The organism is Paenibacillus sp. 2TAB19 (genome assembly GCF_052115185.1).
Taxonomy (GTDB): Bacteria; Bacillota; Bacilli; order Paenibacillales; family Paenibacillaceae; genus Pristimantibacillus.
In genome coordinates, this window is the sequence record NZ_JBFRGE010000061.1 from 17,404 (window position 1) to 42,230 (window position 24,827).

The 24,827-nt window shown below is 49.6% G+C and carries 21 protein-coding genes, 1 riboswitch and 1 other annotated feature; of the genes, 16 read left to right on the plus strand and 5 right to left on the minus strand.

The window, feature by feature from the left end:
• Positions 1-31: 31 nt before the first annotated feature.
• The 5 genes from AB4Z33_RS22755 to tyrS all read left to right on the plus strand — a co-directional run bounded on the left by AB4Z33_RS22755 (position 32) and on the right by tyrS (position 6,375).
• Positions 32-1,246, plus strand: coding sequence for an ROK family transcriptional regulator (locus AB4Z33_RS22755; RefSeq protein WP_442052079.1), 1,215 nt, complete (start codon positions 32-34; stop codon positions 1,244-1,246).
• Between the two features lie 135 nt (positions 1,247-1,381).
• Positions 1,382-2,287, plus strand: a complete 906-nt coding sequence (locus tag AB4Z33_RS22760) for an aldo/keto reductase (protein ID WP_442052080.1) — start codon at positions 1,382-1,384, stop codon at positions 2,285-2,287.
• A gap of 42 nt (positions 2,288-2,329) precedes the next feature.
• On the plus strand, positions 2,330-3,160 hold the full coding sequence (locus AB4Z33_RS22765) for an amidohydrolase family protein (RefSeq protein ID WP_442052081.1): 831 nt from the start codon (positions 2,330-2,332) through the stop codon (positions 3,158-3,160).
• Positions 3,161-3,526: 366 nt separating this feature from the next.
• Positions 3,527-4,723, plus strand: a complete 1,197-nt coding sequence (locus AB4Z33_RS22770; RefSeq protein ID WP_442052099.1) for an MFS transporter — start codon at positions 3,527-3,529, stop codon at positions 4,721-4,723.
• Positions 4,724-4,821: 98 nt separating this feature from the next.
• Positions 4,822-5,043: a binding site (T-box leader), on the plus strand.
• 66 nt (positions 5,044-5,109) lie between these two features.
• Positions 5,110-6,375: a tyrosine--tRNA ligase gene (gene tyrS / locus AB4Z33_RS22775; protein ID WP_442052082.1), complete on the plus strand. Its 1,266-nt coding sequence runs from the start codon at positions 5,110-5,112 to the stop codon at positions 6,373-6,375.
• Positions 6,376-6,431: 56 nt separating this feature from the next.
• Here tyrS and AB4Z33_RS22780 read toward each other — a convergent pair whose 3' ends face one another.
• Positions 6,432-6,731: a hypothetical protein gene (locus AB4Z33_RS22780; RefSeq protein WP_442052083.1), complete on the minus strand. Its 300-nt coding sequence runs from the start codon at positions 6,729-6,731 to the stop codon at positions 6,432-6,434.
• Between the two features lie 101 nt (positions 6,732-6,832).
• Positions 6,833-7,033: riboswitch (cobalamin riboswitch) on the plus strand.
• Positions 7,034-7,195: 162 nt separating this feature from the next.
• Here AB4Z33_RS22780 and AB4Z33_RS22785 point away from each other — a divergent pair.
• Genes AB4Z33_RS22785 through AB4Z33_RS22805 form a run of 5 tightly spaced genes read left to right on the plus strand, consistent with a single transcriptional unit; the run spans position 7,196 to position 17,734 of the window.
• Entirely contained in the window at positions 7,196-13,528 is a 6,333-nt protein-coding gene (locus AB4Z33_RS22785) for an S-layer homology domain-containing protein (protein WP_442052084.1), read from the plus strand.
• A 33-nt stretch (positions 13,529-13,561) separates the two neighbouring features.
• A complete protein-coding gene (locus AB4Z33_RS22790; RefSeq protein WP_442052085.1) occupies positions 13,562-14,470 on the plus strand; it encodes a DUF4430 domain-containing protein in 909 nt (302 codons plus the stop codon).
• Complete coding sequence (locus AB4Z33_RS22795; RefSeq protein WP_442052086.1) at positions 14,467-15,372, plus strand: energy-coupling factor transporter transmembrane component T; 906 nt, start codon at positions 14,467-14,469, stop codon at positions 15,370-15,372. Before AB4Z33_RS22790 ends, AB4Z33_RS22795 begins: the two co-directional genes overlap by 4 nt.
• Positions 15,345-17,024, plus strand: coding sequence for an ABC transporter ATP-binding protein (locus tag AB4Z33_RS22800; protein ID WP_442052087.1), 1,680 nt, complete (start codon positions 15,345-15,347; stop codon positions 17,022-17,024). Before AB4Z33_RS22795 ends, AB4Z33_RS22800 begins: the two co-directional genes overlap by 28 nt.
• The gene (locus AB4Z33_RS22805; protein ID WP_442052088.1) at positions 17,006-17,734 is read left to right on the plus strand and encodes an ECF transporter S component; all 729 of its coding nucleotides are present in this window, start codon (positions 17,006-17,008) and stop codon (positions 17,732-17,734) included. Before AB4Z33_RS22800 ends, AB4Z33_RS22805 begins: the two co-directional genes overlap by 19 nt.
• A 283-nt stretch (positions 17,735-18,017) precedes the next feature.
• Here the strand turns inward: AB4Z33_RS22805 and AB4Z33_RS22810 are convergent, their stop codons facing one another.
• Both AB4Z33_RS22810 and AB4Z33_RS22815 read right to left on the minus strand, forming a co-directional pair.
• Positions 18,018-18,428 carry an ImmA/IrrE family metallo-endopeptidase gene (locus AB4Z33_RS22810; RefSeq protein ID WP_442052089.1) on the minus strand — a complete coding sequence of 137 codons (411 nt, stop codon included), beginning with the start codon at positions 18,426-18,428 and terminating at the stop codon, positions 18,018-18,020.
• 8 nt (positions 18,429-18,436) lie between these two features.
• On the minus strand, positions 18,437-18,859 hold the full coding sequence (locus AB4Z33_RS22815; RefSeq protein WP_442052090.1) for a helix-turn-helix domain-containing protein: 423 nt from the start codon (positions 18,857-18,859) through the stop codon (positions 18,437-18,439).
• A gap of 246 nt (positions 18,860-19,105) precedes the next feature.
• Here AB4Z33_RS22815 and AB4Z33_RS22820 point away from each other — a divergent pair, with 246 nt between their 5' ends.
• The 6 genes from AB4Z33_RS22820 to AB4Z33_RS22845 all read left to right on the plus strand — a co-directional run bounded on the left by AB4Z33_RS22820 (position 19,106) and on the right by AB4Z33_RS22845 (position 23,427).
• Positions 19,106-19,726 (plus strand): ECF-type sigma factor, encoded by a 621-nt coding sequence (locus AB4Z33_RS22820; protein WP_442052091.1) that lies wholly within the window; start codon positions 19,106-19,108, stop codon positions 19,724-19,726.
• A gap of 202 nt (positions 19,727-19,928) precedes the next feature.
• A complete protein-coding gene (locus AB4Z33_RS22825; RefSeq protein WP_442052092.1) occupies positions 19,929-20,117 on the plus strand; it encodes a hypothetical protein in 189 nt (62 codons plus the stop codon).
• Between the two features lie 3 nt (positions 20,118-20,120).
• Complete coding sequence (locus AB4Z33_RS22830) at positions 20,121-21,437, plus strand: phage tail sheath family protein (protein WP_442052093.1); 1,317 nt, start codon at positions 20,121-20,123, stop codon at positions 21,435-21,437.
• Between the two features lies 1 nt (position 21,438).
• The gene (locus AB4Z33_RS22835) at positions 21,439-21,903 is read left to right on the plus strand and encodes a phage tail tube protein (protein ID WP_442052094.1); all 465 of its coding nucleotides are present in this window, start codon (positions 21,439-21,441) and stop codon (positions 21,901-21,903) included.
• 33 nt (positions 21,904-21,936) lie between these two features.
• Complete coding sequence (locus AB4Z33_RS22840; protein ID WP_442052095.1) at positions 21,937-22,359, plus strand: phage tail assembly chaperone; 423 nt, start codon at positions 21,937-21,939, stop codon at positions 22,357-22,359.
• Between the two features lie 231 nt (positions 22,360-22,590).
• Complete coding sequence (locus tag AB4Z33_RS22845) at positions 22,591-23,427, plus strand: hypothetical protein (protein WP_442052096.1); 837 nt, start codon at positions 22,591-22,593, stop codon at positions 23,425-23,427.
• Positions 23,428-23,490: 63 nt separating this feature from the next.
• On the opposite strand, the gene AB4Z33_RS22850 is transcribed toward AB4Z33_RS22845, so the two are convergent.
• Together AB4Z33_RS22850 and AB4Z33_RS22855 are read right to left on the minus strand one after the other, a co-directional pair.
• The gene (locus tag AB4Z33_RS22850; protein WP_442052100.1) at positions 23,491-24,423 is read right to left on the minus strand and encodes an IS3 family transposase; all 933 of its coding nucleotides are present in this window, start codon (positions 24,421-24,423) and stop codon (positions 23,491-23,493) included.
• A complete protein-coding gene (locus AB4Z33_RS22855; protein ID WP_442052097.1) occupies positions 24,414-24,746 on the minus strand; it encodes a transposase in 333 nt (110 codons plus the stop codon). Before AB4Z33_RS22855 ends, AB4Z33_RS22850 begins: the two co-directional genes overlap by 10 nt.
• Between the last annotated feature and the right edge of the window lie 81 nt (positions 24,747-24,827).

Consider the following 24,827-nt stretch of genomic DNA (forward strand, 5'->3'; position numbering starts at 1 on the left):
AATGAAATAAGTTAGCGGGTGCGCAGCGGCAATGAAAATAGATAAAAGCGTTATTAATGCGATGAACAAGAGAAACGTACTGTTGGCGATCCGGGCATCGGGACAAATATTCAAGGCGGAAATTGCCCGCAGTACAGGCCTTAGCATTCCAACCGTTATGAAGATAACAGATGAATTKATCGGACGCGGACTCGTGAGAGAGACTGGCAAAGGGGAGAGCAGCGGAGGTAAGCCTCCCCAACTGCTGGAGTTCGTTCAGGATCGCCATTATGTAGTCGGCGTCGACATTGGAACGACGAATATTTTATCCATTCTGATGGATATGTCGGCGAACATTGTGTATAAGCACTCGGTGCCGACTATGGTAAACGATTCACCTGATGCAATTATTGATCGTATCGCGACTTCCATCGAGACGCTCATGGCTCAATCAGGGTTTGAGCAGGAAAGCCTGCTCGGCATCGGACTTGGCATGCCTGGACTGCTTGATAAGGAGACTGGCAAGGTACTGTTCTCGCCCGACTTCCATTGGGAGGGGGTAGAGCTGCTGTCCGCGCTTAAAGCTCGGTTTGCGATGCCGATGGTCGTTCATAATGTGACTCATTCCATGGCTATGGCTCAGAAATGGTTTGGTTATGGACGCGACGACGTTAATAGCTTCATCTGCGTTAATCTAGGACATGGCATCGGTTCGGCTTTGTTCCTTGACGGTGAACTGTTCAGTGGAGGTTCGGGCAGCGCAGGTGAACTAGGGCATATGACGATGGAAAAGGACGGTCCCATATGCGTATGCGGCAACACTGGATGTCTAGAAGCTCTTGCATCGGGCGATGCCATCGCGAGACGCGCTCGAGCGGAGCTCGGCATTCTGGACGATGCGACTATTCGGAAGAAAGCCGATGAAGGCGGGCTGGAAGCGAAGGACGTTTTCGAGGCCGCAGGTCGTCAGAACGAGGCGGCGCAGCGAATCATAGGAGATGCCGCAGAATATATCGGTCTCGCGCTTGCGAAAGTGATTAACCTGCTCGATCCGGAAATGATCGTCCTTGAAGGAGGGCTGTCACGGGCAGGATCAAACTTTATAACCGCTATACATGATAACGCCCAGCGCTACCAAATGAAATATGCCGGTCGCAATACGAGGATTGTTGTGTCTGAGCTTGCAGAGCAATCCGCGGCGATCGGTTCAGCTACTTTCCTTATCAAACGATTGTTTGATGTTGGGGGAGATCAGACCTTACTGTAAGCCTGTGTATGCCCCTCTCCGAGGGGCGTATTTATTTGATTGACACCTAGAGGAGTCGACCTATATACTTACTTAGTAAAGTTAAGTAAGTATAAGGGCGGTTTATTTTAATAACTAATAAAGGTGGCTATTCGCATGCAATATCGAGCGTTAGGGAATACAGGCTTGAAGGTGTCGGCACTTAGTTTTGGAGCTTCTTCGCTCGGTTCCGTCTTCAAGAATATTGATGAAAAGGAAGGCATTCGTACCGTCCATGAGGCGCTCGATCAAGGCATAAATCTCATTGACGTCTCGCCTTACTATGGGCTTACGAAAGCGGAGACCGTGCTGGGCAAAGCGCTGCAGACCGTGCAGCGGGACCGCTTCATTCTATCGACGAAGGCGGGACGCTACGGGGAGAATGAATTCGATTTCTCGGCAGACCGAATCTTTCGAAGCGTGGAAGAGAGTCTTGCAAGATTGAATACGGACTATATCGACATCCTTCATCTGCATGACATTGAATTCGGCAATCTAGACCAAATCATAGAGGAAAGCATACCAGCGTTGCAGAAGTTAAAGGAACAAGGGAAAATCCGGTTCACCGGCATCACGGGATTCCCGCTCCGTATCTTCCGTTCCGTGCTTGAGCAGACGCAAGTAGACGCTATTATCTCGTACTGCCACTACAGCTTGAACAATAACCGTCTAACGGAGCTTCTACCGCTATTGCAAGCAAAAGGAGTAGGGCTTATCAATGCGTCGCCAATCTCAATGGGACTGTTAAGCAAGCAAGGACCTCCCGATTGGCATCCGGCAACCGAAGAAATCAAGCGCGCCTGCTTAGCTGCAGCGCAGCTATGCCAGGAACGAGGCAAGGACTTGTCCAAGCTGGCCATCCAGTATGCGATCGCTAATCCGGACATTCCGACGACGCTCGTCGGTACAGCKAACCCGGCCAATATCGTCAAAAATGTATCGTGGGTGAACGAACCGATTGATCTGGATCTGTTCCAGGACGTGCAGCAACTTCTAAGACCTATTCATAACCTTTCTTGGTAAGCATAAGAGTTAAAATAATGAATAACAAAGAAGGTGAAACGTATGCGAATCGACTCGCATCAGCATTTTATCGATTATCGGCCTGAGGATTATCCGTGGATCGGCGAGCAAGAAAGCATCTTGAAGCAAAAATTTCTGCCCACGGATCTTAAGCCGCTGCTGGATTCCATAATATTCGATGGGGCTATTGCGGTGCAAGCGAGGCAGATGCTGCAAGAGACCGAGTGGCTTCTTACGCTGGCGGATCAGTATGACTTTATTAAAGGCGTTGTCGGCTGGGTAGAGCTATCCTCGCCGGACGTCCGTCAGCAGCTCGAAGCATTCAGCAAGAACCCGAAGCTAAGAGGAGTCAGGCATGTTATTCATGACGAGCCGGACGATGATTTTATGCTTCGCGATGACTTCTTGCGTGGATTGTCGATTCTAGGTGAGTATGGTTTGACGTATGACTTGTTGATCTTCGAAAAGCATTTGCCGAATGCGATCCGTTTAGTAGAGCGATTCCCGGAGCAGCCGTTCGTTGTGGATCATTTAGCAAAGCCTCGAATTAGCATTGGATCGATAGTAGAGTGGAGCCGGAACATAAAGGAGTTGGCAGCCAACGACAACGTATATTGCAAGCTGTCGGGCATGGTAACGGAAGCGGATATGTCGGTATGGAATCCGGAGCAGTTCAAGCCGTATATGGACGTCGTATTCGAAGCATTCGGGCCTGACCGGCTTATGATTGGATCGGATTGGCCAGTTAGTCTGCTTAGCCGCGATTATCAATCTGTTATGAATATCGTGATTCACTATGCCGATCAATTGTCGGCCGAGGATAGGGAAAAGGTGCTTGGCGACAATTGCGCGCGATTCTATGGAATTGTATAGGGCAGGTCGGTCATTTGTTGACAAGGTAGGTTCGCCATACTACAATGGCATCAAATGAAAGGATGTTCGAAGATGGACACTAGTCGCTTGAACACTGTGAAACGTTATCCAACACGCTGCTCCGGACAAATGACAAACGATGAACGTTGTGCGGAGCTTAATCGGGAAGCGTAATCGCTTACGCTTCCCTTCTATCATCGGCAGATCGCATGTATGGAAAAAAGCGTATGGTCATACGCTTCTTTCGTGATGCTCTCTGCCGATAATGTAGGATTAAGAAGCTGCTGACGTTTTTGTCGGCAGCTTCTTTGCGTGTAAATATGACATTTTAACAGGAGTGTTCACACTATGCATAACGATAACAACATAAATGATAAAGGCTGGCAGCGAAAAATAACGTTGTTCCTGACCGCTCAGACGATTTCCTTATTCGGTTCTTCCATGGTTCAATTCGCGATTATTTGGTATATCACTTTGCATACGTCCTCGGGAACCATGCTTATGATTTCCACGGTGTGCGGCTTCTTGCCCCAGATTCTCATCTCGCTGTTCGCGGGAGTGTGGATCGACCGCTATAACCGCAAAACGATGATTATGTTGGCTGATGGTTTAATTGCCATCGCGACACTCCTACTAGCGTTATTCTTCATGGCAGGATATAACGATATCGTGCTGCTCTATCCGGTATTGCTCATTCGTTCGTTCGGGACGGGTATTCAGACACCGGCCGTTCAAGCGATCATTCCGCAGATTGTGCCTAAGGATCGGCTCATGCGGGTAAGCGGCATCAACAGCAGCATATCTTCGATGATGATGTTTCTGTCACCTGCGGCAGGTGCGGCCGTGCTGGCTTTTGCTACTATCGAGACGGCTCTACTAATTGATGTCGCAACGGCAGCGATAGGAATCGTCATCATGCTGAGGATTGCCGTGCCGACGCTTGTGAATGAGTCCAAGGCAGGAAGCACCAGCGGACAGAATATAAAGCAAGGATTCGCATACTTGAAGGAGCATGCCTATATCCGCCGCTTGCTCGTCTTTTTATTCGCAATCATGCTGCTCATTAGTCCTACCGCTTTCCTGACACCGCTAATGGTTAGCCGTTCGTTCGGCTCGGAGGTATGGCGCCTATCGGCTAGCGAAATGACTTTTAGTGCAGGTATGCTCATCGGGGGGCTCATCATAACAGCATGGGGCGGCTTCCGCAATCGCATGCTAACGACACTGCTCGCATGCTCGCTGTACGGTTTGCTAATGATTGCACTCGGTACCGCGCCTTATTTTGGTCTGTATTTACTGTTCAATTTGCTGATAGGCATTACATCGCCATCGTTCAATTCGCCACTCACCGTCATGATGCAGGAGAAGGTTGATCCACAGATGCATGGCCGCGTCTTCAGCTTCATGCAGGTGTCGAATTCATTCGCGCTTATGCTGGGCATGCTGCTGTTCGGTCCTCTTGGAGACGTTGTAAAGGTGGAGAAAATATTAATTGCAGCAGGGGTTCTAGTTGTTGCTTGCGCGGCTGTAGGTTGGAGGTTATTAATTGAACGTGAGAAGTAATGGAGATATGACGCGCAGCACCGCCAGAGGACGGCGATAGCCATTTAACCTTGTTGACATTCGAATCGCAATTCTCTATACTTGTCGTAATCTCATACGTGAATACGTTGAACGAGCGCAGTAGCGGCTTTGTCCCTGTTACAGAAAGCCAGGGGTCGATGGGACCTGGCACACACAGAGATCGCGAAGTACACTCCGGAGTATCTTGGGTAATGCCAAGCGGAATGGTGAACGATACATCACCGAGAGTGGCACGAACGTCTTTGTGGTAATAGGTTCGTGTAATTTGGGTGGTAACGCGGTTAATAATCGTCCCTAGTCTTTTATAGACTAGGGGCGTTTTTTGTTTTTATTGACATTTAACGAAAAAAGGGAGTTGTGTGGCTGTGAACATTATCGACGAACTCGAATGGCGTGACGCCATTAATCAGCAGACAGATGCAGAGGGCTTACGTGAATTAACGAATACGAAGGCGGTATCGCTGTATTGCGGCGTTGACCCGACGGGGGACAGTATGCATATCGGACATTTGATTCCGTTCATGGTGCTGAAGCGATTCCAGCTGGCCGGTCATCGTCCGGTTATTCTGATCGGCGGAGCGACAGGTACGATTGGCGATCCGAGCGGACGGCAGACAGAGCGTTCTTTGCAGACGCTTGAACAGGTACAGGACAACGTGAATGCGCTAAGTGCTCAACTGCGTAAGCTGTTCATCACGGACGGCGACAACGAGATTCGCATGGTGAACAACTACGATTGGACGCATAAACTCAATATCATCGACTTCCTCCGCGACTACGGCAAAAACTTCAACCTCAACACGATGCTGGCGAAGGATGTCGTAGCGAGCAGGCTGGATAGCGGTATCTCGTTCACCGAATTCTCGTACCAAATTCTTCAATCGCTCGATTACTTGCACCTGTACCAACACGAGGATGTGCAACTGCAAATCGGAGGTTCTGATCAATGGGGCAATATTACGAGCGGTCTTGATCTGATCCGCAAGAAGGAAGGCTCGGAGGCGAAGGCGTTCGGCCTTACGATTCCTCTTATGCTTAAGGCGGATGGCACGAAGTTCGGCAAGACGGCAGGCGGAGCCATATGGCTTGACCCGAACAAGACGACACCTTATGAGTTCTACCAGTTCTGGGCGAATACCGATGACCGCGATGTTGTGAAATACTTGAAGTACTTCACGTTCCTCAGCAAAGATGAAATTGAGGCGCTTGCGGAAAAGGTGCAGACCGAACCGCATAAGCGTGATGCGCAGAAGGCGCTTGCGGAAGAGATGACTCGTTTCGTGCACGGCGACGAACTGTTGGACCAAGCAAAGCGTATTACGGCTGCGTTGTTCAGCGGCGATATTCGTTCGCTTACGGCAGACGAGATCGAGCAAGGCTTCAAAGAAATGCCGACGTACGAGGCGAGCGGCGAAGGCGAAGCGAAAAACATCGTGGAGTGGCTCGTAGAGATTGGTATCGAGCCTTCGAAGCGACAATCGCGCGAAGACGTATCGAACGGCGCCATCTCAATGAACGGCGAGAAGATCACCGACCTCGAGTTCGCGGTTTCGTCCGAGCATGCAATCGGCGGGAAATTCATCATTATTCGCAAAGGCAAGAAAAACTACAGCCTTGTTAAACTAACGTAAATTACTTAAAAAAAGCTTCCGAAGGCATGTTATCATGCGCTAAGGAAGCTTTTTTCTTATTGCTGCTTCGACTTAGCAAGCTGCTGCCTAAGCTCGGCGTTTTTCGCCGTCAGTTGCTTCGTTAAGTCTGCTTGCGATGCTTCAAGCTTCGCGGCTTCATCCTTCAGCTTCGTAAGCTGAGACATTTTGCTGCTCAGATCGCTATGCGTAGAGCTTAGCTTGCTGTCTTTTTGCAGCTGTTTTATTTTCGCGCTCACTTTTGCAAGTTTCGTTTTATCGTTCGCAAGTTGATTCTGCGTATCGGCAAGTTCTCTTTTTAGGCGGCTAATAATTGAAGAAGTGAAGCTAATGGACATATGGGCACCTCATCATCGTAGTGTATGGCTTCGTCCTATTTTACCACAATTAAAAACAATAGAATGACAAATGCCGATTAATCGGATATGATAAGCAACATAATTTCATAGTAGGAACAGGTGCCAACGATCAGTCTTGACTTCGTCGAGCTGTCGATTGGTTAAAAGGGAAGCGAGTGCAAATCTCGCGCGGTCCCGCCGCTGTATAAGAAGAGTTCTTGCAAGATGCCACTGGGAAACCGGGAAGGATGCAAGGGCGATGACGCTTGAGCCAGAATACCTGCCTGTTTCGATATGCCATTCATTCTACGAGCGATAGGAGGATGTTTTTTAGTGCGGGCTTTTTGCTGTGTGCTCTATTAAACCTTTTGCCAATTGCGGCGGAAGGTTTTTTTGTGCGCGCTGAAAGTATGGTAGACAAGATTTAATAGAAATAGAAGGACTGGAAAGGAAGTAATGAAAAGATGATCAGGAACAAGTATTTAGCGTGGCTGCTTATCGCAAGCATCCTATTCTCTGTTGTGTTCACGAACGGAGCCAGCATTGCGCTCGCGGCGGAGGATGAATCTGATCCGGTTGGATTCGTAACGATCACTGTCGAGAAGTTTACGTTAGGGCAGGGCTATATAGAAGAGCCGGTTAAGGTTCCTTTTTACGAGAACGATAATGGCGCAGCCATCATAACGCGTTTGCTTGGCGAAGGGAATTATGAAAGTACGGGTGCCATTGATAGTGCGTTCTATCTGGCATTTGTTAAAGACAACGATCCAAGGCCAGTAAACGTTCCAAGCTATATATTGGAGCAATCCGGCGAGGTCAGCACGAAATTAAGAGAAGAGTGGCTTGGTCAATTTGATTATACTTCGATGTCGGGTTGGATGTATGCGGTCAATAACGTATTCCCGAGCGTCGGATTTTCGGATTACCACCCCGAGGACGGAGACGTTATTCGTACCCAGTTCACGGTATACGGATTCGGAGCGGACCTGGGTGGCTCGGAATGGAGCGAAGGCTTCTATTCTACGGCTAATAAGGATGATCTGACTGAACTGGTCGGAGAAATCAACAGCGATCCGAACAGAGAAGCAATCATATCGGATGACGACGTAAACGCGGCATATATTAATGCCTATGACGCGCTTGAAAGCATGGTTAGCTCCCAAGACAGCGTCGATGAAGCACTTGCCGCTCTCAGCGAAGCATTGAGCGCCAATGAGGAAGATACGGAGCTACCCGTTATCCAAGTTGCAGGGTTAGAAAACAACGCAATTTTAACCAATAGCGAAATAGATTTCGCCGTTACGGTAACGGACAACGTATCGGAAGCGATCACTCCTCAAGTGAAGCTGAATGGGAAAGTCATTACGGGAACGGATGGACAATATACGGCGACGCTGATCGCTGGCAACAACACGATTGCGATAACAGCTGAGGATGAGGCCGGCAACAAAGCAGAGCAAACCTTTGTTGTTACGTACAAGCAAACGTTCGACGCCCTGCTGGAGCAACAAATCCATGCAAACCTTGCATATATCCAGAAAACCGTCACGAATCCCGTATTTGGAACGGGGAGCGGGGATTGGTCCGTCCTCTCTCTTGCGCGGGGACAATATGACGTACCAAACGGATATTACGATCTCTACTATAAAAATGTAGCCAATAAAGTCACCGAGCTAATGACGGCTAACTCGGGCGTGCTCGACAAGACGAAAAGCACGGAGCATTCCCGCGTCATTCTTGGCCTTACTTCCGTTGGCCGGGATATAACGGATGTTGCCGGCTTTGACTTGAGAAGCGCGTTAGCAGACTTCGATTACGTCAAGAAGCAAGGCAATAACGGTCCGATATTCGCGTTGATTGCGCTGGACAGTCATGACTATGAAATTCCTGACGCTCCTGTAGGAAAGACGCAAACGACAAGGGAAAATCTCGTTCAATTTTTGCTCGATAAGGAAATAAAGAAAGGTACCGATCAAGCAGGCGGCTGGGCGCTAGGAACGAGCGCAGCCGATGTGGATATGACAGCCATGGCGCTGCAAGCACTGGTTCCTTATTACGAGACGAACACTAATGTAAAGGGAGCTGCGGATCGAGCGATTGCGTGGTTGTCCAAAGCGCAGAGCGCGGACGGAGGCTATACGAGCTGGGGAACCTCGAGCAGCGAAAGCATCGCGCAGGTCATTACGGCTTTATCCGGCTTCGGCGTAGATGCCCATACGGATGAGCGTTTTATTAAAAACGGTATTTCGGCTCTAGACGCGCTATTGGCTTTCGCGGTGCCCGAAGGCGGCTTCAAGCATGTCAAGACGGGTAAAGTTGACGGCATGGCAACCGACCAAGGCACATACGCGCTTGTTGCCTACAGTCGATACATTAACGGTTTGACGTATTTGTACGATATGACCGATGTTGATATTTTGACGAAGGACACGGAGCAGCCAGTCATTTCGGTCGACGGTTTCGTGAACGATCRGGAAGTCAACTTCGAACAAATCAGCTTTGGCATTTCGGTTACGGATAACCGGACGTCAGGCATCGTCCCGCAAGTGAAGCTGAACGGTATGGGAATTACGGGAATCAACGGACAGTATACAGCGACGCTTGTTCCGGGATCGAACACGATAACGGTAACCGCTGAGGACGAGGCAGGCAACAAAGCTGGGAATACATTCAATATCGTTTATAAAAAAAGTATAGCTTCCATACTCGAACCGCAATTGCGGGCTAACCTGGATTATATACATCGAAAGGTGACGAATCCCGTGTTCGGAACGGGAAGCGGAGACTGGTCAGTGCTGACATTGGCACGGGGGCAATACGAGGTTTCCAGCGGTTATTATGATATCTACTATAATAACGTATCTAATAAAGTAACCGAATTAATGGCAGCTAATGCTGGCGTACTCGATAAGACGAAGGGAACGGAGCATTCCCGCGTCATCTTGGGACTTACGGCTATCGGCAAAGACATTACTAACGTGGCAGGGTTTAACCTGCTTAGCGCGCTGACTGATCTCGATTACGTGACGAAGCAAGGCAATAACGGACCGATTTTCGCGCTGTTGGCCTTCGACAGTCATTATTATGCCATTCCGGTCGCAACTGAGGGCAAGACGCAAACGACAAGGGAATCGCTCATTCAATATTTGCTGGATAAAGAAATCAAGAAGGGAACGGAGCAGGCAGGCGGATGGGCGCTTGGTACAAGTGCTGCTGATCCAGACATGACGGCTATGGCCCTTCAAGCGCTTGCTCCATACTATGAAACGAACAACGATGTCAAAGCGGCGGTGGATCGTGCCGTAAGCTGGCTGTCCAAAGCACAGAGCGCGGACGGCGGCTATACGAGCTGGGGATCGTCGAGCAGTGAAAGCATCGCGCAAGTCATTACGGCTTTATCCGCTTTGGGTATTGATGCGCATACGGATGCACGATTCGTGAAAAACGGTATTTCAGCCTTGGAAGCGTTGCTGGCGTTCGCTGTGCCGGAAGGCGGATTCAAGCATTTGAAAACGGGTCAGGTTGATGGCATGGCGACAGACCAAGGCACATATGCGCTTGTAGCCTACGATCGGCTGCTTCAAGGAACGAATTCTCTATACGATATGACGGACGTCGAGTTGCAATTGCCGGAGACTCCGCAGGAGAACGGCGAACTGCCGTTGCCTGAGGGCGACATGCCGGAAGTTATCGTGCCGCAGGACAACAAAGAGTACACGGTACTGATTACCGAGGGCGACAGCGGCAAAGAAGTGACGATTACGATTCCGGAGGGCAAGTCGTCGAAAGTATCCGTCGATCTTTCAGGCGCAGTGAACCTGCCGGAAATCAAGGCCGTTAAGGGCGGTGCTGCTGCTTTCATTCCAAGCGGTACGCAGGTTGTGAGCGGCGATGCTTCGGCGATCGAGCTTCTGACATCGAAATCGGTCACGGACCCGGCTCTGATTGCTCAAGTAAGCAACAGTCTACCTGATAATCGCAGCCTGGATGCGCTCGTACAAGCGTTCTCCATGGGCGGCAGCGGAAGAGTCGAGTTCAGCGATTACGTAACGCTGACGTTCATAGGAAAAGCTGGCAAGGATGCGGCTTACATCGAGGGGGGCATCGCCTATCCAATCGGGAAGTTTGCCAACGATGCGGCGGGCAAAGCAAGCGGCAAGAACGAATATGCGTATGACAGCGGATCCGATCTCATCGTCAAAACGAATCATTTTACGGACTATGTCGCTTATTCGTCTTCTGAGGTCGAAGCACCAGGTGGCGGTACGGAGCCTCAGCCGAAAACATATGCGACGTTGTCGGTCGACAAGATGACGATTAATAAATGTTTTGTATTGAGCCCTACTAAAGTTGAGCTGCAGTCCGGGGATACCGTATGGACGGTGCTCAAGCGTGTGCTTGGCAGCAAAAATATTAACATGCAATATTCATGGAGCGAGGAATACAACAGCGTCTACGTAGAATCGATTGCCGGAGACGGTGAGTTCGATCACGGCCAGTATAGCGGTTGGATGTACAACGTGAATGGCATTTATCCGAATTACGGCGCAAGCTTGTATGAGCTTGAAGACGGAGACGTTATTCAATGGCGCTATACGACAAATTTGGGTGAAGACTTGGACATATACGATCCGAGCCAATGTTTCTCGGAGCTCCCATCGGACGGAAAATCGTCAGAACTGATCGTAAACCCTAACGAATCTAACCCGGTCGTTCAAGTACCGAACGATGCTCAGAAAAACTATTTCATTAAATTATCAAAAGAACATAACAATACCGACAACATTACGGTTCAAATTCCTACTACGAACTTAAAGCTGCAACTGCAGCTGGCGGACGTTGCGGACGGTATTCCGCATGTAACGGCCGTTAAAGGAAATATAACCGCGGCGATCGCGAAGGGCACAAAGCTATTGTCTGGCCCGCAAACGATAGAGCTTCTGTCTGCGCCGAGCATTACGATTTCCGAGCTTGAAAATCTGATTAAGTCAGCTCTTGCCGGCAGCACAGCTTCTCTTAAAAATGTGAATTACGCTTTCGTACTTGGCAATGACAAGGAACCTGTGAAATTCGATACGCCGGTAACTATCAGACTGAAAGACGCGGCAGGACAAGTTCCGGGGTACTACGAGAAAAACAAGTTTTCGGAAATAAAGGTTTACGATACGGAAGAGCAAGGCGCACTGGAAACGAAAGACAACGAGAAAAAAATCTATGCGTTCGTGAACGGCAATAATCTTGTCATTAAATCGAATATCGGCGCGGCATTCGTGGCGTATACGAAGCAAGCGATCGATATCGCGAAGCTGTATTCCGATAGCTCATCAATCTCGGCATGGGCTTATCAAGCCATTACCGATGCGACCGGGAAAGGGTTCGTTCAAGGCAGCAACGGAAAGTTCAATCCGAAATCGACGATAACAAGAGCGGAGTTCACGAAGCTGTTGGTATCCGTGCTTGGATTGAAGACGGATATTGACAATGCGATCGCCTTTACGGACGTTGCCAAGGATGATTGGTTCTATCCGTATGTCAATGCGGCGTATAAGGCAGGCTTCGTATCGGGCTACGATAATAAGTTTGATCCGAGCAAGAGCATTACGCGCGAACAGATGGCGGCTACGATTGTTCGAGCGCTCGGTTTGAAAGCAGCAACCTCTGCAACGCCGATCAAAGATTTGAACTCAGTATCAAACTGGGCCAATCAAGACGTACAAACGATTGTCGCATTGGAATTGATGCTCGGTTACGGCAACCAGTTCCAGCCGAAAGCTGACGTTACGAGAGAAATGGCAGCAGTCGTTGCAATGAGGGCTTATGCCCTTACCGGTAAGATGGCAGAACAGCCTGAAGCTGGGCAGGATCGAGCAGTCAAGCAGGTTATCAATGAGGCTGCTGCTTACTTGCAGAAGACTGTAACCAATCCAATTATCGCAAGCATTGGCGGTGAATGGTCAGTACTGGGACTTGCTCGTTCGGGGTTAAACGTTCCAGACGGGTACTATGCCAAGTATTTCGCCAATGTCGAACAAACCCTTAAGGAAAAAGAAGGCAAGCTTCATCATGTCAAATACACGGAATACGACAGGGTCGTCCTAGCGCTTACTGCGCTAGGGAAGAAAGTCGACAATGTGGCAGGATACAACCTKCTTAAGCCGTTGGCCGATTTCAATACCGTCATTAAGCAAGGTATTAACGGTCCTATATTCGCGCTGATTGCTCTGGACAGCAAAGATTACGAGATTCCAGTCGACTCGGCAGTCAAGACGCAAACGACGAGAGAGCTATTGATCGACTTCATATTGGGACGTGAAATCGCAGGCGGAGGCTGGGCGCTTGGAGAAGATGCGTCAGCTGCGGATCCGGATATTACGGCAATGGCTATTCAAAGCCTTACGCCTTATTATGGCTCCAACGAGAAAGCGAAGGCTGCCGTGGATCGTGGCTTGGCATGGCTGTCCAAGGCGCAGCAAGCGGACGGCAGTTATGCAAGCTGGGGCTCGTCGAATGCCGAGAGCATTGCACAGGTCATCGTGGCTCTATCGGGACTTGGCATCGACGCGGATACCGATCCGCGTTTCGTGAAGAACGGCCATTCGGCGCTTGACGCGCTGCTTGGCTTCGCCGTGAAGGGCGGAGGCTTCTATCATGTGAAGCCGGGCGGTATCGACAACGGAGGCGCGAAGCCTGGCGAAGTCGACTTGATGGCAACGGATCAATCCTTCTATGCGTTAGTCGCTTATGACAGGTTCGTTAAAGGGCTTAACCGATTGTATGAGATGTCGGATGTCGCTTAATAGAGCAGATGCAAGCGAGGCAGGTGCGGCAACATGAATAATAAAAAATGGCTCGCAGCGCTGGCGATAATAGCCGTTCTGGCGGTTGCTTTCTTCTGGGGCGGCGATTATGGCAAAAGCACGCAGCCGAGCAAGGGCAGTGAGGCCGCTTCGCAGGTGGTGGAAGAGGACGAGGTTTCGTTGGACGAAGAGAGCGAGCGGCCGACAACGACTCCGGACATCGCCGGTGCGAACGAGCCGAGCTTAAATCCGCAGGCGACGGAAAGTGTTATTGTTGAAGCGGGCGAACCATCGCCTGCTTCAACCGAAGCTGCCGGCACGCCTTCGGCAACGCCGGAGCCGAAACCCGATAAGCCTGAGGCGACGGCCAAGGCTACGAATCGTCCAGCTGAAACGAAGACGCCGGCAACGACGCAGCCGAGCAAGGAACCCGATAAGGATAAGTATCTTACTGATCCCGTCCCTTCAGGCAAGCCAAAGCCAGTAGAGCCGCAGGACGTTACGGTCGATAAGAGCAAAGCGTTGACCGTCACGTTATCTGTAAGCGCCGCTACTATACTGGACAATTTGGATATGCTCGACAAAGATAAGCTAGAAGTGTTGCCGAAGGACGGGGTCATCTACAAGGCGCGCAAAGTGACATTTTACGAAGGGGAATCGGTATTCGACGTACTGCTTCGTGAAATGAAGGCGAACAAAATTCATATGGAATTCGAGATGACTCCGATCTATAACAGCAACTATATCGAAGGTATCAACAATTTGTACGAATTTGATTGCGGCGAGCTGAGCGGCTGGATGTACAAGGTGAATGGATGGTTTCCGAACTACGGCAGCAGCCGCTACAAGCTGAAGGACGGCGATGTCATTGATTGGGTATATACATGCGATCTTGGACGCGATGTGGACGGCGATGCGGCCACGGGAGGAACGGGACAATGAATAGGGAAGCGAACCGCGACAGCTTCTCCGGTTATCATCCATTCATAAACTTCGGATATTTTGCCGTCATTATTGCTTTCAGTATGTTGTTTATGCATCCCGTTTTTCAAGCGATAGCGCTATTTAGCGCTATCGCTTACTCAATTATGCTGAAGCGCAAGAAAGCCATTACATTCAACGTTCTATATATGCTTCCGCTGCTGCTTGGGATGGCGGCATTGAATCCGCTTTTTAACCACGCGGGTGTCACGATTCTATTTTATTTGAAAAACGGAAATCCGATTACGCTGGAATCGATCTTGTACGGGCTCGCTTCCGCGTGTATGTTCGTAACGGTTATTGTATGGTTCTCTTGTTATAATGCCGTCATGACTTCGGATAAATTTATTTATTTGTTCGGACGAATTCTACCTGCGCTGTCGCTTATTTTCTCTATGGCGCTTCGGCTCGTGCCGCGCTATATGCATCAGATCAAGATCATATCGAACGCGCAGCGGAGCATCGGCAGGGATGTGACGCAAGGCAGTCTGCTTACCAGAGTTCGCAACGGTCTGACGATCCTTTCCATAATGACGACCTGGGCACTCGAAAATGCAATTGAAACGGCCGATTCGATGAAAGCCAGAGGTTATGGGTTGCCGGGGAGGACGAGCTTCTCGCTTTATCGGTTTGATCGGCGGGATAAAGCGGTGCTTGCTATCATGTTGGTACTCATCGCCGCCATTCTATACGGGTGGGCAATAGGAGAAAATACGATGCGTTATTTTCCCTCGATGAAAGCGGCTGAAATGACCGCGGTTACCCTGGCCGTGTATGTCGCGTATTTCGGATTATGTTTGCTGCCTGTCATTACAAATGCGGTGGAGGAACTGAAATGGAAAGCTATCGAATCAAGGACTTAAGCTTCAAGTTTCCTCTTGCAGAAGAGGAGGGGCTGAAGGGTATCAATCTCACAATCCATAGCGGTGAGTTCATTACGATCTGCGGAAGGTCCGGCTGCGGCAAGAGCACGCTGCTAAGGCAACTGAAGCCGATGCTTGCGCCGCACGGCGAGCGTACGGGTCAGATCCATTTTCGCGGCATTCCTATCGAGCAAATCGACCAAAGAACACAGGCATCGGATATTGGCTTTGTGCTGCAGCATCCCGACAACCAGATCGTAACGGACAAAGTGTGGCATGAGCTGGCTTTCGGCCTCGAGAGCTTAGGCGCAGACAACACGGCGATTCGGCTGAGGGTAGCCGAAATGGCGAGCTTCTTCGGCATCCAGACATGGTTTCACAAAAACGTGACGGAATTGTCAGGCGGACAGAAGCAACTGCTCAATTTGGCTTCCATTATGGCCATGCAGCCTTCCGTGCTTATTTTGGACGAACCGACCTCTCAGCTCGATCCGATCGCGGCGACCGATTTTCTGGAGACGGTGTTCAAAATTAACCGCGAGCTCGGTACGACGATCATTATGACCGAGCATCGGCTCGAAGAGGCGCTTCCGCTCTCGGATCGCGTCATCGTTTTGGACGAGGGCTCGATTATAGCGGACGATTCTCCTTGGGTTGTAGGCGAAGCGCTAGCCCGCATGAATCATCCGATGTTCGCTTCGATGCCGTCTCCCATTCAAATCTGTGCCGGCGTTGACAGCGAGCTGCCTTGTCCGATTACGGTCAAGGAAGGGCGACAATGGCTGAATGCGTATCTGGAAGGCAAGACGGCTGCCGAATCGGAGATCGCTGAGGGACGACGGGACGTTTCGATGAAGTCGCACAGCAAGGCAATCATGTTCCAAGACGTTTGGTTCAAGTACGAGAAGAACGGGCCCGATGTCATCAAGGATTTGTCGCTGGAGGTTGGCGAAGGCGAGTTCCACTGCATCGTCGGTGGCAACGGGACAGGGAAGTCTACCGCGTTATCTTTAATTGGCGGTATTCTTAAGCCTTATAGAGGGAAGGTGCTTATCGGCGGCAAAAACGTCGCGAAGCTGAACGCCAGAGAACTATTCACAAGCAATCTCGGCATTCTACCTCAAAATCCGCAGCATCTGTTCGTGAAGAAAACGGTTGAGCAGGATTTGTACGAAATGCTTGATTCATCCGGATTGACGAATGAGGAGAAGGTCGCCAAAGTTGCGGCTGTAGTCGAGTTCGCCGAGCTGGATCGGTTAATGGCTATGCATCCCTATGATCTTAGCGGTGGGGAGCAGCAGCGTGCCGCGCTCGCAAAGGTGCTTTTGCTCGAACCAAAGATTTTATTGCTCGACGAGCCGACGAAAGGGCTTGACGGTTACTTTAAGGAGAAGCTGGCCGCATTTCTGAAGCGGTTGAATACAAGAGGCGTCACGATCGTGATGGTGTCTCATGATATCGAGTTTTGCGCCAGGCATGGGGAGGTTTGCTCGATGTTTTTCGACGGGAGCATTATTGCGACGAACGAGACGAAAACGTTTTTTGCAGGCAATAGCTTCTACACAACGGCAGCCAATCGCATGGTTCGCCACGTATGGCCGGGCGGCGTAACGGTAGAGGATGTGATTGAGCAATGCCGGAGAAGCGGATAGTGGGCGACAGGCTCAGCCGCCGAACGCTGATATCCACTGCGCTCATCTTGCTGGTTATTCCTGCGACGATTCTGTTCGGCATCTTCGTTCTGGACGACCGCAAATATTATTTTGTTAGCTTACTGATTATTTTGTATACGATGCTGCCCTTTGCGCTCGTCTTCGAGAAGCGCAAGCCGCAGGCGCGCGAGTTAATCGTTATTGCTGTATTGTCAGCTATTGCTGTAGCCGGACGGGCGGCTTTCTTCATGGTGCCGCAGTTCAAGCCGGTTGTGGCGATCGTTATTATCGCTGGTGTTAGCTTCGGCGCGGAGGCAGGTTTTCTCGTCGGCGCTGTAGCGGGATTCGTCTCTAACTTCTTTTTCGGACAAGGTCCATGGACGCCATGGCAAATGTTCTGCTTCGGTATCATCGGTTTTGTGGCGGGCATTTTGTTCAAGAAAGGTTTGCTGAAGAACACGAGGCTGGCGCTTTGTCTATTCGGCGGACTAGCAACGTTCTTCATCTACGGGGGCATTATTAACATCGGATCGTTGATGATGTTCACGTCCACCTTCTCATGGGAGGCGCTGCTTGCAACGTACGCTTCGGGCTTCTGGTTCGATATGGTGCATGCCATCGCGACAGTCGTGTTCCTGGCCATTCTCTCGCGGCCGATGCTGGAGAAGCTGGAACGGATCAAAAGCAAGTATGGGCTGATCGAGCGCTAAAGAAGCTTAAAAAAGCTAGCAATCCGGGGAACGGGTTGCTAGCTTTTTTGTTGTGTATTCGAAAGTTACTAGCCGTTTAATTGGATTTCGTACAATCAAAAGCTTAGAAAATAGAGAATATTTGAGTTTGATTGGATTTCGTACAGTCAAATAGACGGTGAGAAGCTTCTGAGGTTTAAAATGCCGGTTTTGACTGTATACATTCCACTCAAAAGTTGCTTAACAAGAGATTGGGTAGGATTAGACTGTATGAAATACAGGCTTAACGACAACCTCCCATTTATTAGTAATAAAATTTCTGCATCTCTGGCGGGACACCGTTGCGCCGCAGCAGCTCCTCAAGCGTCTCGCTTCGCCCAGGGGCATCACCGGCGGTTAGTAGCCGTACGGCGAACTTGCTTGCCTGCCGTTCATACTTGCCTACATTAAAGAAGGATTGCTCGTCCAGCCAGAACCGGTTGAATCCGGGATGCAGACGGTCATGTCCAAGCTCATGCGCGCATACGAACCGACGCCAATCCTCGGGCAGCTGTTCGTGAATAACGATGAAACGCCTGCGCAATATTTTATAATAAATGCCTCTCGTATCCTCGCCTAAATCCGCGTACCGCAAATGGATGCCAAGCCCTTCGGCTATCGTGAAAGGGTCGTTGGTCCGAAACTTTCGGATCAGCTTACGAATTAGTTTATCCATAGCAACAGCTACCTTTCGGCATCGTCAGTTCTCGCGTCCTGCGGTGCAGTCTTCTTATGCTTGTTCATTTGCTTCGCTTCCCAGAACAGTCCGGTAAGCACATCCATGACACGCTGGCGGTCGGTAGGGCTCATCGGCACGCCGTCGAACATTACTTCTCCGTCGTCCTCCAGCAGCTTCTTGAAGTCGCGTTTATCTTTATACGTGGCCCATTCCGGAATAGTTGCCGTGGAATGGTCGCGGCCGAGTAAATAATCGGTTGTCGTTGTTAAAATATCCGCTATTTTCTGCAAGTCCTCGCTCGTCGGCGTTACACGGTCGTTCTCGATATGGCCGAAGTTGGATCGGCCCATTTCCAGCTTGGCAGCAATTTCCTGCTGAGTCAGCCCTCTTTCGGTGCGCAGCTCTTTGATTCTTGACCCTAGTGACATTTTGAATACCCTCCATTATTGTTGTAACGGTATTTAAACTACTTGACGGTATTATAAATACCGAATACAATGAAATTCATCAGAAGGAAACATATGGCTGTCTAATGAATAGCGGGGTTGCTATTGAAAATACTTCACAGCTAGTATATTTCTCGATGATRGTATTGTCAATACCGAGATGTGGATATATTTTTTGTGGTAAAGGGTATTTAAAATACTTAAACGATAAATAGGAGGTCGTATTCAATGAATAAGGAAGAAATCGCACTTGAATTGCTGGGCTCATATCGCCGTCTGACGGCACGCATGAAGCAGCTAGAGAAAACGTCGGTCGGACCGGGCATCCGACTTAGCGCAGTGTCAGAGGACGATAAGCTGCAGGAGCTGCACCGAGAGCTTCGCAAGCTGCCGACTTATATGTACCTGGACGAGAGAGAACAGCAGATTGAATCGGCGGCTCATGCGAAATTAACGAAATATCCGCTTGGGACTCGCGCGCAGTTAAAGGAAGTGAAACGAATTCAGGCTTCAGCAAGCCCGGAGGACGAACAGCTGCTCAAAGAGCTGGAGGCCAAGATCAAGAAGGTGCTGGAGGCGCGGGCAGGCGCTTCTTCATCGGAAGGGTATCGTGGCGTGCTGGATAAATTAAGCGAGCTTCAGGATCTGGAGCGTCAGAAGCGTGAGATCGACGAAGCTCTGGAAGCGCTGGAGGAATGCGAGCCGCAATACGCGCAGTTGTTGAAGCTTCGTTATATAGAAGGAAAGCAAGCGGAGTTCGTTGCTTCAGAGCTTGGTATAGTGGATCGCACATTCCGCAGATGGAAGCAGAAGGCTGTGCAAGAGCTTGTCCGGTTTATGTCCGCTTAATGTCCGAAGGTTGTCCGCCGGATGTCCGATATCGCCAAAAAAACCGTGCTACTATGATATTGTGCAAGAGATCATGAGTGAGGGACAAGCGGTTGAGGAATAAGCCGCTTGTCCCTTTTTATGTACCTGGCCCGAGAGGAGTGATTCAGATGTAGCAGCGGGCAGCACGACCTAGGCTTTTAGAAGATGGAGGTAAGGATCGATGAAGAAGAGCGACAGGAAAGCATCGAGGCCGGAGCAAAGCTTCAGCAAATCACAGCTGCTTGCAGCGAGCAGGTATTCGACTTCCGAGAAAGACGTTCTAGCCGCAGTGCTGAATGGGGAAGCGACTTACTCGCATGAGCAAGCAGCGAAACAAATCAGCGTTTATTTGACAAAGGAGGTCATGTAGAACATGGCAGGAGGAAATTGGACAACGCAAAACAAAATTCGTCCCGGCGTTTATATTAATGTGGTCGGCGAGAAGAAGGCAGTAAGCAACATTGGTGAGAGAGGAATCGTATCGGTCCCGCTAACGCTAAACTGGGGTCAGCCTCAGCAAATGATTGAAATCAATGCGGAGTCGGATGTATTCGGCTTGCTGGGCTACAGTCTTGACGCACCGGAGCTAGGATGGCTCGCAAGTGCGCTGAATCGTGCGAAGACGGTTCTGGTGTATCGCTTGAATGAGGGGACGAAAGCAACGGCTGCGATCGGCAGTCTTACGGCAACAGCGAAGTTCGGCGGCGTACGAGGCAATGAGATCAAGGTTGCTGTTCAGGAGAACGTCGATGACGGTGATTTGTTCGATGTGATCACTTACGTATCGAACGTACAGGCGGATGTCCAGACGGTGGACGGCATTGCATCGCTTGTTCCGAACGCTTTCGTCGTATTCGGCGGTACTGGCGCTCTTAGTGCAACTGCTGGCACTGCGCTTGAGGGCGGAGCGAACGGTTCGATTACGAATCAGCAGCATATCGACTTCTTGTCGAAGATCGAGCTGCTCGATTTCCATACGGTCGCACTCGTATCCAGCGATGATTCGCTCAAAGCGGCGTATGCGGCTTTTGCCCGTCGACTTCGTGAAGTAGAAGGCCGCAAAATCCAAGTTGTCGTTGCGAAATACCCTGCTGCGGATCATGAAGGCGTCATTAGCGTCAAAAACGGCGTTAAGCTGGCGGATGGCACGATCGTGGATGCGCAAAATGCGACGGTATGGGTGGCAGCAGCAACGGCAGGAGCTGCAATGAACAAATCGTTGACTTACGAGGCTTACGAGGACGCAGTCGATGCGGATGTTCGCTACACGAATACGCAGATTGAAGCGGCACTGCAAGCCGGAGAATTCGTATTCACCGCAAGCAACGGTCAAGCGATCGTAGAACAGGACATTAATACGCTGACGACGCTAACGACTGGTAAAAGCCAAGTATTCGCCAAAAACCGTGTCATTCGCGTGCTGGACGGTATCGCGAACGACCTTAAACATATTTTTGAAGCATCGTATATCGGAAAGATCGACAACAACCAGGATGGCCGAAGCCTGTTCCGCAGCGAATGCGTGAAGTATTTGGACGGCTTGCAGCGCCGCGGTGCTATTCAGCAGTTCGATTCGCAGACGGATCTAACCGTTTCGGGCGGCGAGTCGCCTGACAGCATCTTCATCGATGCTTATATCCAACCGGTAGACAGCGTAGAAAAAGTATATATGAAAGTGACGGTGAAGTAAGATGGCATTTCTGAACGCAGGAGATACGATTTCCGGCCAAGAGGGACGGGCATACGCCACGATTAACGGACAAACCGAGGAAATGTTCTATATTAAGACGCTGGAAGCGAGCATCGAGAAGACGAAGGCCGAGATCAAGACGCTCGGACACCGCGGCTTGCAGCACAAGGCGACAGGCTGGTCGGGCACCGGCAGCATGACGATCTATTACGTAACGACGAAGTTCCGCCAAATGATGCTGGATTACGTGAAGACGGGCATCGACTCTTACTTCGACGTCGTCATCGTGAACGAAGATCCGGCTTCTTCTATCGGCAAGCAGACGGTTACGCTGTATAACGTTAACCTGAACAAGGTCATCATCGGCAAGCTCGATACGGAGAGCGAAGCGCTGGAGGAAGAGCTGGAGTTCACCTTTGAAGGCGTGGATATCGCCGATCATTTTACAAGGCTTGCAGGCAATTAATTCAAAATAATATAAACATATCGGAGGACGAACATGAGTGAATTAAGTTTATTTTTTGCGCAACATGCGGCTGCGGAGGAGACCGAACCTTTTATCGTATCGAATCGCTTCAAGAACGCAGAGGGCGAGCCGATTGCATGGCAGCTTCGCAGTATGACCGAGGCGGAGAATGAGGAATGCCGGAAGTCGGCGACGCGCAAAGTGAAAGGTAAGAATGGGGTATTCGTACCTGAGACGAATACGGATGAATACTTGGCGAAGCTGGTCGTCAGCAGCATACATTACCCGAACTTGAAGGATGCAGAACTGCAAAAGTCATATAGTGTCATGGGAGCGGAAAATTTGCTTCGCAAAATGCTCCGTCCTGGTGAGTATGCATCACTCGTCCAGTACGTGCAGGATATAAACGGTTTCAACCAAAGCCTAAACGATCTGGCCGATGACGTAAAAAACTAATCAAAGAGGGCGACGGAGAAGCGAACTACGCTTACTACGCCCTCCACGAGCTACGCATATTGCCCCACGAGCTGATGGCGATGTCCCGCCGCGAGAAAGCGGCTATCTATGCCATGATCGACGTCCGCATCGAAAGCGAGAAAAAGCAGCGAGCCAGATCGAAACGAAAATAAGGACGGGCAGCGCTCTCGGCTTCGGGAGCGCTCCTGCCCGTGTGAAGGGGGTGAAGGGATGAGCGGCACAGTAGAAAGCTCATTAAGTGCCACAATTAACGCCTTTGGCCAATCGATAAGCGCTTTTCGAAAGTTTGATAAGCAACTAGCAAAAGCAGCTAATACATCAAAATTATTTGCCAAAACCCGCCAACAGCTTGTTACTTTCCAGAATGCTGTTACTCGTGTTCAGACAACGATTGAGGATACGGCTAATTCCTTTAATCGATTAGTTGGTAAAATTGACGATACCACTAAAAAACTGAAAGAGAACGTTTCCTCAGAACAATTGGGCAAGGCATTACTTGATTCAATTAAGGATATGACGGTTTCGAAAGCTATTAATATCAATTTAATTACAGAAATGAGTCAAGGTGCAGGATCTGAGAAAGTAGCTGCTCCTAATGCTGCTTCGATGCAACCAAAAACCCCATCAATATTAAGTGTTAATAATGGGAAAGTCTTGCTGGATCAACTAAAAAAAGGTGTTGAGGCCTTATTCAAAGATCCCTTAATAACAATTGTTGAATCTAGTGCTAGGAATGCATTGGAGGAGCAGCAGATAAAGGGGCTAATAACGAACGCAGTAGGCAGTGCAAGTATTGGTAAAGATTTATTTGAACATGTACAAAGCGAATCGCAGAGGTTGGGAGTGAATATTAGTGAAGCTGCCAAAGGAGTTCTTACATTTGCAACGATTACAAACAATCCCGATCGTCTAAAGGAGTTATCTTCAATTTCTACAACAATGGCAGCACTTGATCCATACGGTAAAGGTGCTGACGCTTCTGCAACAGCAGTAAAGACAGCAATAAATGGTGATAGTTCTTTATTAGAAAAAAATTATAGCGGTTAAACACCCGAATTATTGAGTCTAGGACACTTAACGTTCTTCTATCTTAGAAATACTCGTTTTCACTCATACTTTTATAGTTTTTGGCACGATCTGCCCTGACGCTATTGCTTTCCGATACTGCTCGGGAGCCAGATCCTTCAGACTTCCATGCAATCGACGTTTGTTATAAAACTCGATGTATTTTGTAACAACACTGTAGGCTTCCTGGTAGGTTGCGAATTCATGCCTTTGCAAACACTCTGATTCAAGCACACTGTGGAACGATTCAATGTGAGCGTTCTTATTCGGCGTTTTCGGCGGAATGCGCTCATGTACCGTTTCGTTCGTCAAGCAAGCCTCTTCGAAGACATGACTAATAAACTGTGGTCCGTTGTCTGTTCGAACGACAGGACGTTTATTGGTTTGAAACAACTGCCTTTTCCACAAGCTGCGCCCTATGAGAGCCGCTGCATGCTTTCCTTCACAGGAGAGTCCGAAGTGAAAATCCACAACTTCCCGATCGCAAACATCAAATACGCAAAGAAGGAAGAAGAAGCGCTGCTCACCTGCAATATAACCGTACTTTACGTCCATCTCCCAGAGTTGGCTCGAAGCCGTGATCTCGCGGTTGTTCGCCAGCCTGCGTGGATATGCGGTACGTTTCCGACGCTGTGGCTGTAAAAGTTCCATCTGCTTCATTAATCGATAGACCTTCTTCTTGTTAATGATAAGCCCGTACTCTCGTTGCAGACTGACGGTGAGTTTACGATAACCATATACCTCTGTTTCATCGCTAATGAGCTCACATAGCCATTCACAGATCTGCTCGTCGCTGATTTCTTTGCCGGTGGTTGTTTTCGAATAACCAGGCACAGGACGACCACCTCCGCGCTTTACAGCTTGCGGGGATGGAACGTTCTTTTTGCGATAATAGTAAATCTGCTCACTAACACCGACAATTTGCAAGATGCGCTTAGCCGCATATCCCAGCTTGATCCACTTGTCGGCTATTTCAATTTTGTCCGATAAGCTGGGTTCTGCTTTTTTAGCAAGTCACGTAATACAGMAATTTCCAGATCTTTCTCGCCAAGAATCTCTTTCAGCTGTTTGTTCTCTCCTTCGAGAGCTCGAAACTCCTGAGGTGAGGGCACATACGCCTTAATAGCCTTGGATGATGGCTCGGTTTGTTGCCAGTCGGTATGCTCCGCTTGCTCCATCCAACGATAAAGCACTTTGGGATTAATGTTGTGTCTACGTGCAACCTGCGAGGCGTTTCCGACTTCCTTGGCCTCCTGTACGACCTGTTGCTTAAACTCTAATGTGAATCTTCTACGTTGCATAAAAAATCCCCTCCACTGGTTCTGCTTCTAGCTTACACTGTTAAGTGGGCTAGTCTCAAATCCAATTTCGGGGCTTAAGAG

Bases quoted from the DNA above. Each gene is read 5' to 3' on its own strand.
- AB4Z33_RS22800 (WP_442052087.1), top strand. From the start codon at position 15,345: ATGGAAAGCTATCGAATCAAGGACTTAAGCTTCAAGTTTCCTCTTGCA.
- AB4Z33_RS22815 (WP_442052090.1), bottom strand. From the start codon at position 18,859: ATGTCACTAGGGTCAAGAATCAAAGAGCTGCGCACCGAAAGAGGGCTG.
- AB4Z33_RS22780 (WP_442052083.1), bottom strand. From the start codon at position 6,731: ATGTCCATTAGCTTCACTTCTTCAATTATTAGCCGCCTAAAAAGAGAA.
- AB4Z33_RS22795 (WP_442052086.1), top strand. From the start codon at position 14,467: ATGAATAGGGAAGCGAACCGCGACAGCTTCTCCGGTTATCATCCATTC.
- AB4Z33_RS22820 (WP_442052091.1), top strand. From the start codon at position 19,106: ATGAATAAGGAAGAAATCGCACTTGAATTGCTGGGCTCATATCGCCGT.
- AB4Z33_RS22845 (WP_442052096.1), top strand. From the start codon at position 22,591: ATGAGCGGCACAGTAGAAAGCTCATTAAGTGCCACAATTAACGCCTTT.
- AB4Z33_RS22830 (WP_442052093.1), top strand. From the start codon at position 20,121: ATGGCAGGAGGAAATTGGACAACGCAAAACAAAATTCGTCCCGGCGTT.
- AB4Z33_RS22810 (WP_442052089.1), bottom strand. From the start codon at position 18,428: ATGGATAAACTAATTCGTAAGCTGATCCGAAAGTTTCGGACCAACGAC.
- AB4Z33_RS22835 (WP_442052094.1), top strand. From the start codon at position 21,439: ATGGCATTTCTGAACGCAGGAGATACGATTTCCGGCCAAGAGGGACGG.
- AB4Z33_RS22840 (WP_442052095.1), top strand. From the start codon at position 21,937: ATGAGTGAATTAAGTTTATTTTTTGCGCAACATGCGGCTGCGGAGGAG.
- AB4Z33_RS22825 (WP_442052092.1), top strand. From the start codon at position 19,929: ATGAAGAAGAGCGACAGGAAAGCATCGAGGCCGGAGCAAAGCTTCAGC.
- AB4Z33_RS22805 (WP_442052088.1), top strand. From the start codon at position 17,006: ATGCCGGAGAAGCGGATAGTGGGCGACAGGCTCAGCCGCCGAACGCTG.
- AB4Z33_RS22790 (WP_442052085.1), top strand. From the start codon at position 13,562: ATGAATAATAAAAAATGGCTCGCAGCGCTGGCGATAATAGCCGTTCTG.
- AB4Z33_RS22765 (WP_442052081.1), top strand. From the start codon at position 2,330: ATGCGAATCGACTCGCATCAGCATTTTATCGATTATCGGCCTGAGGAT.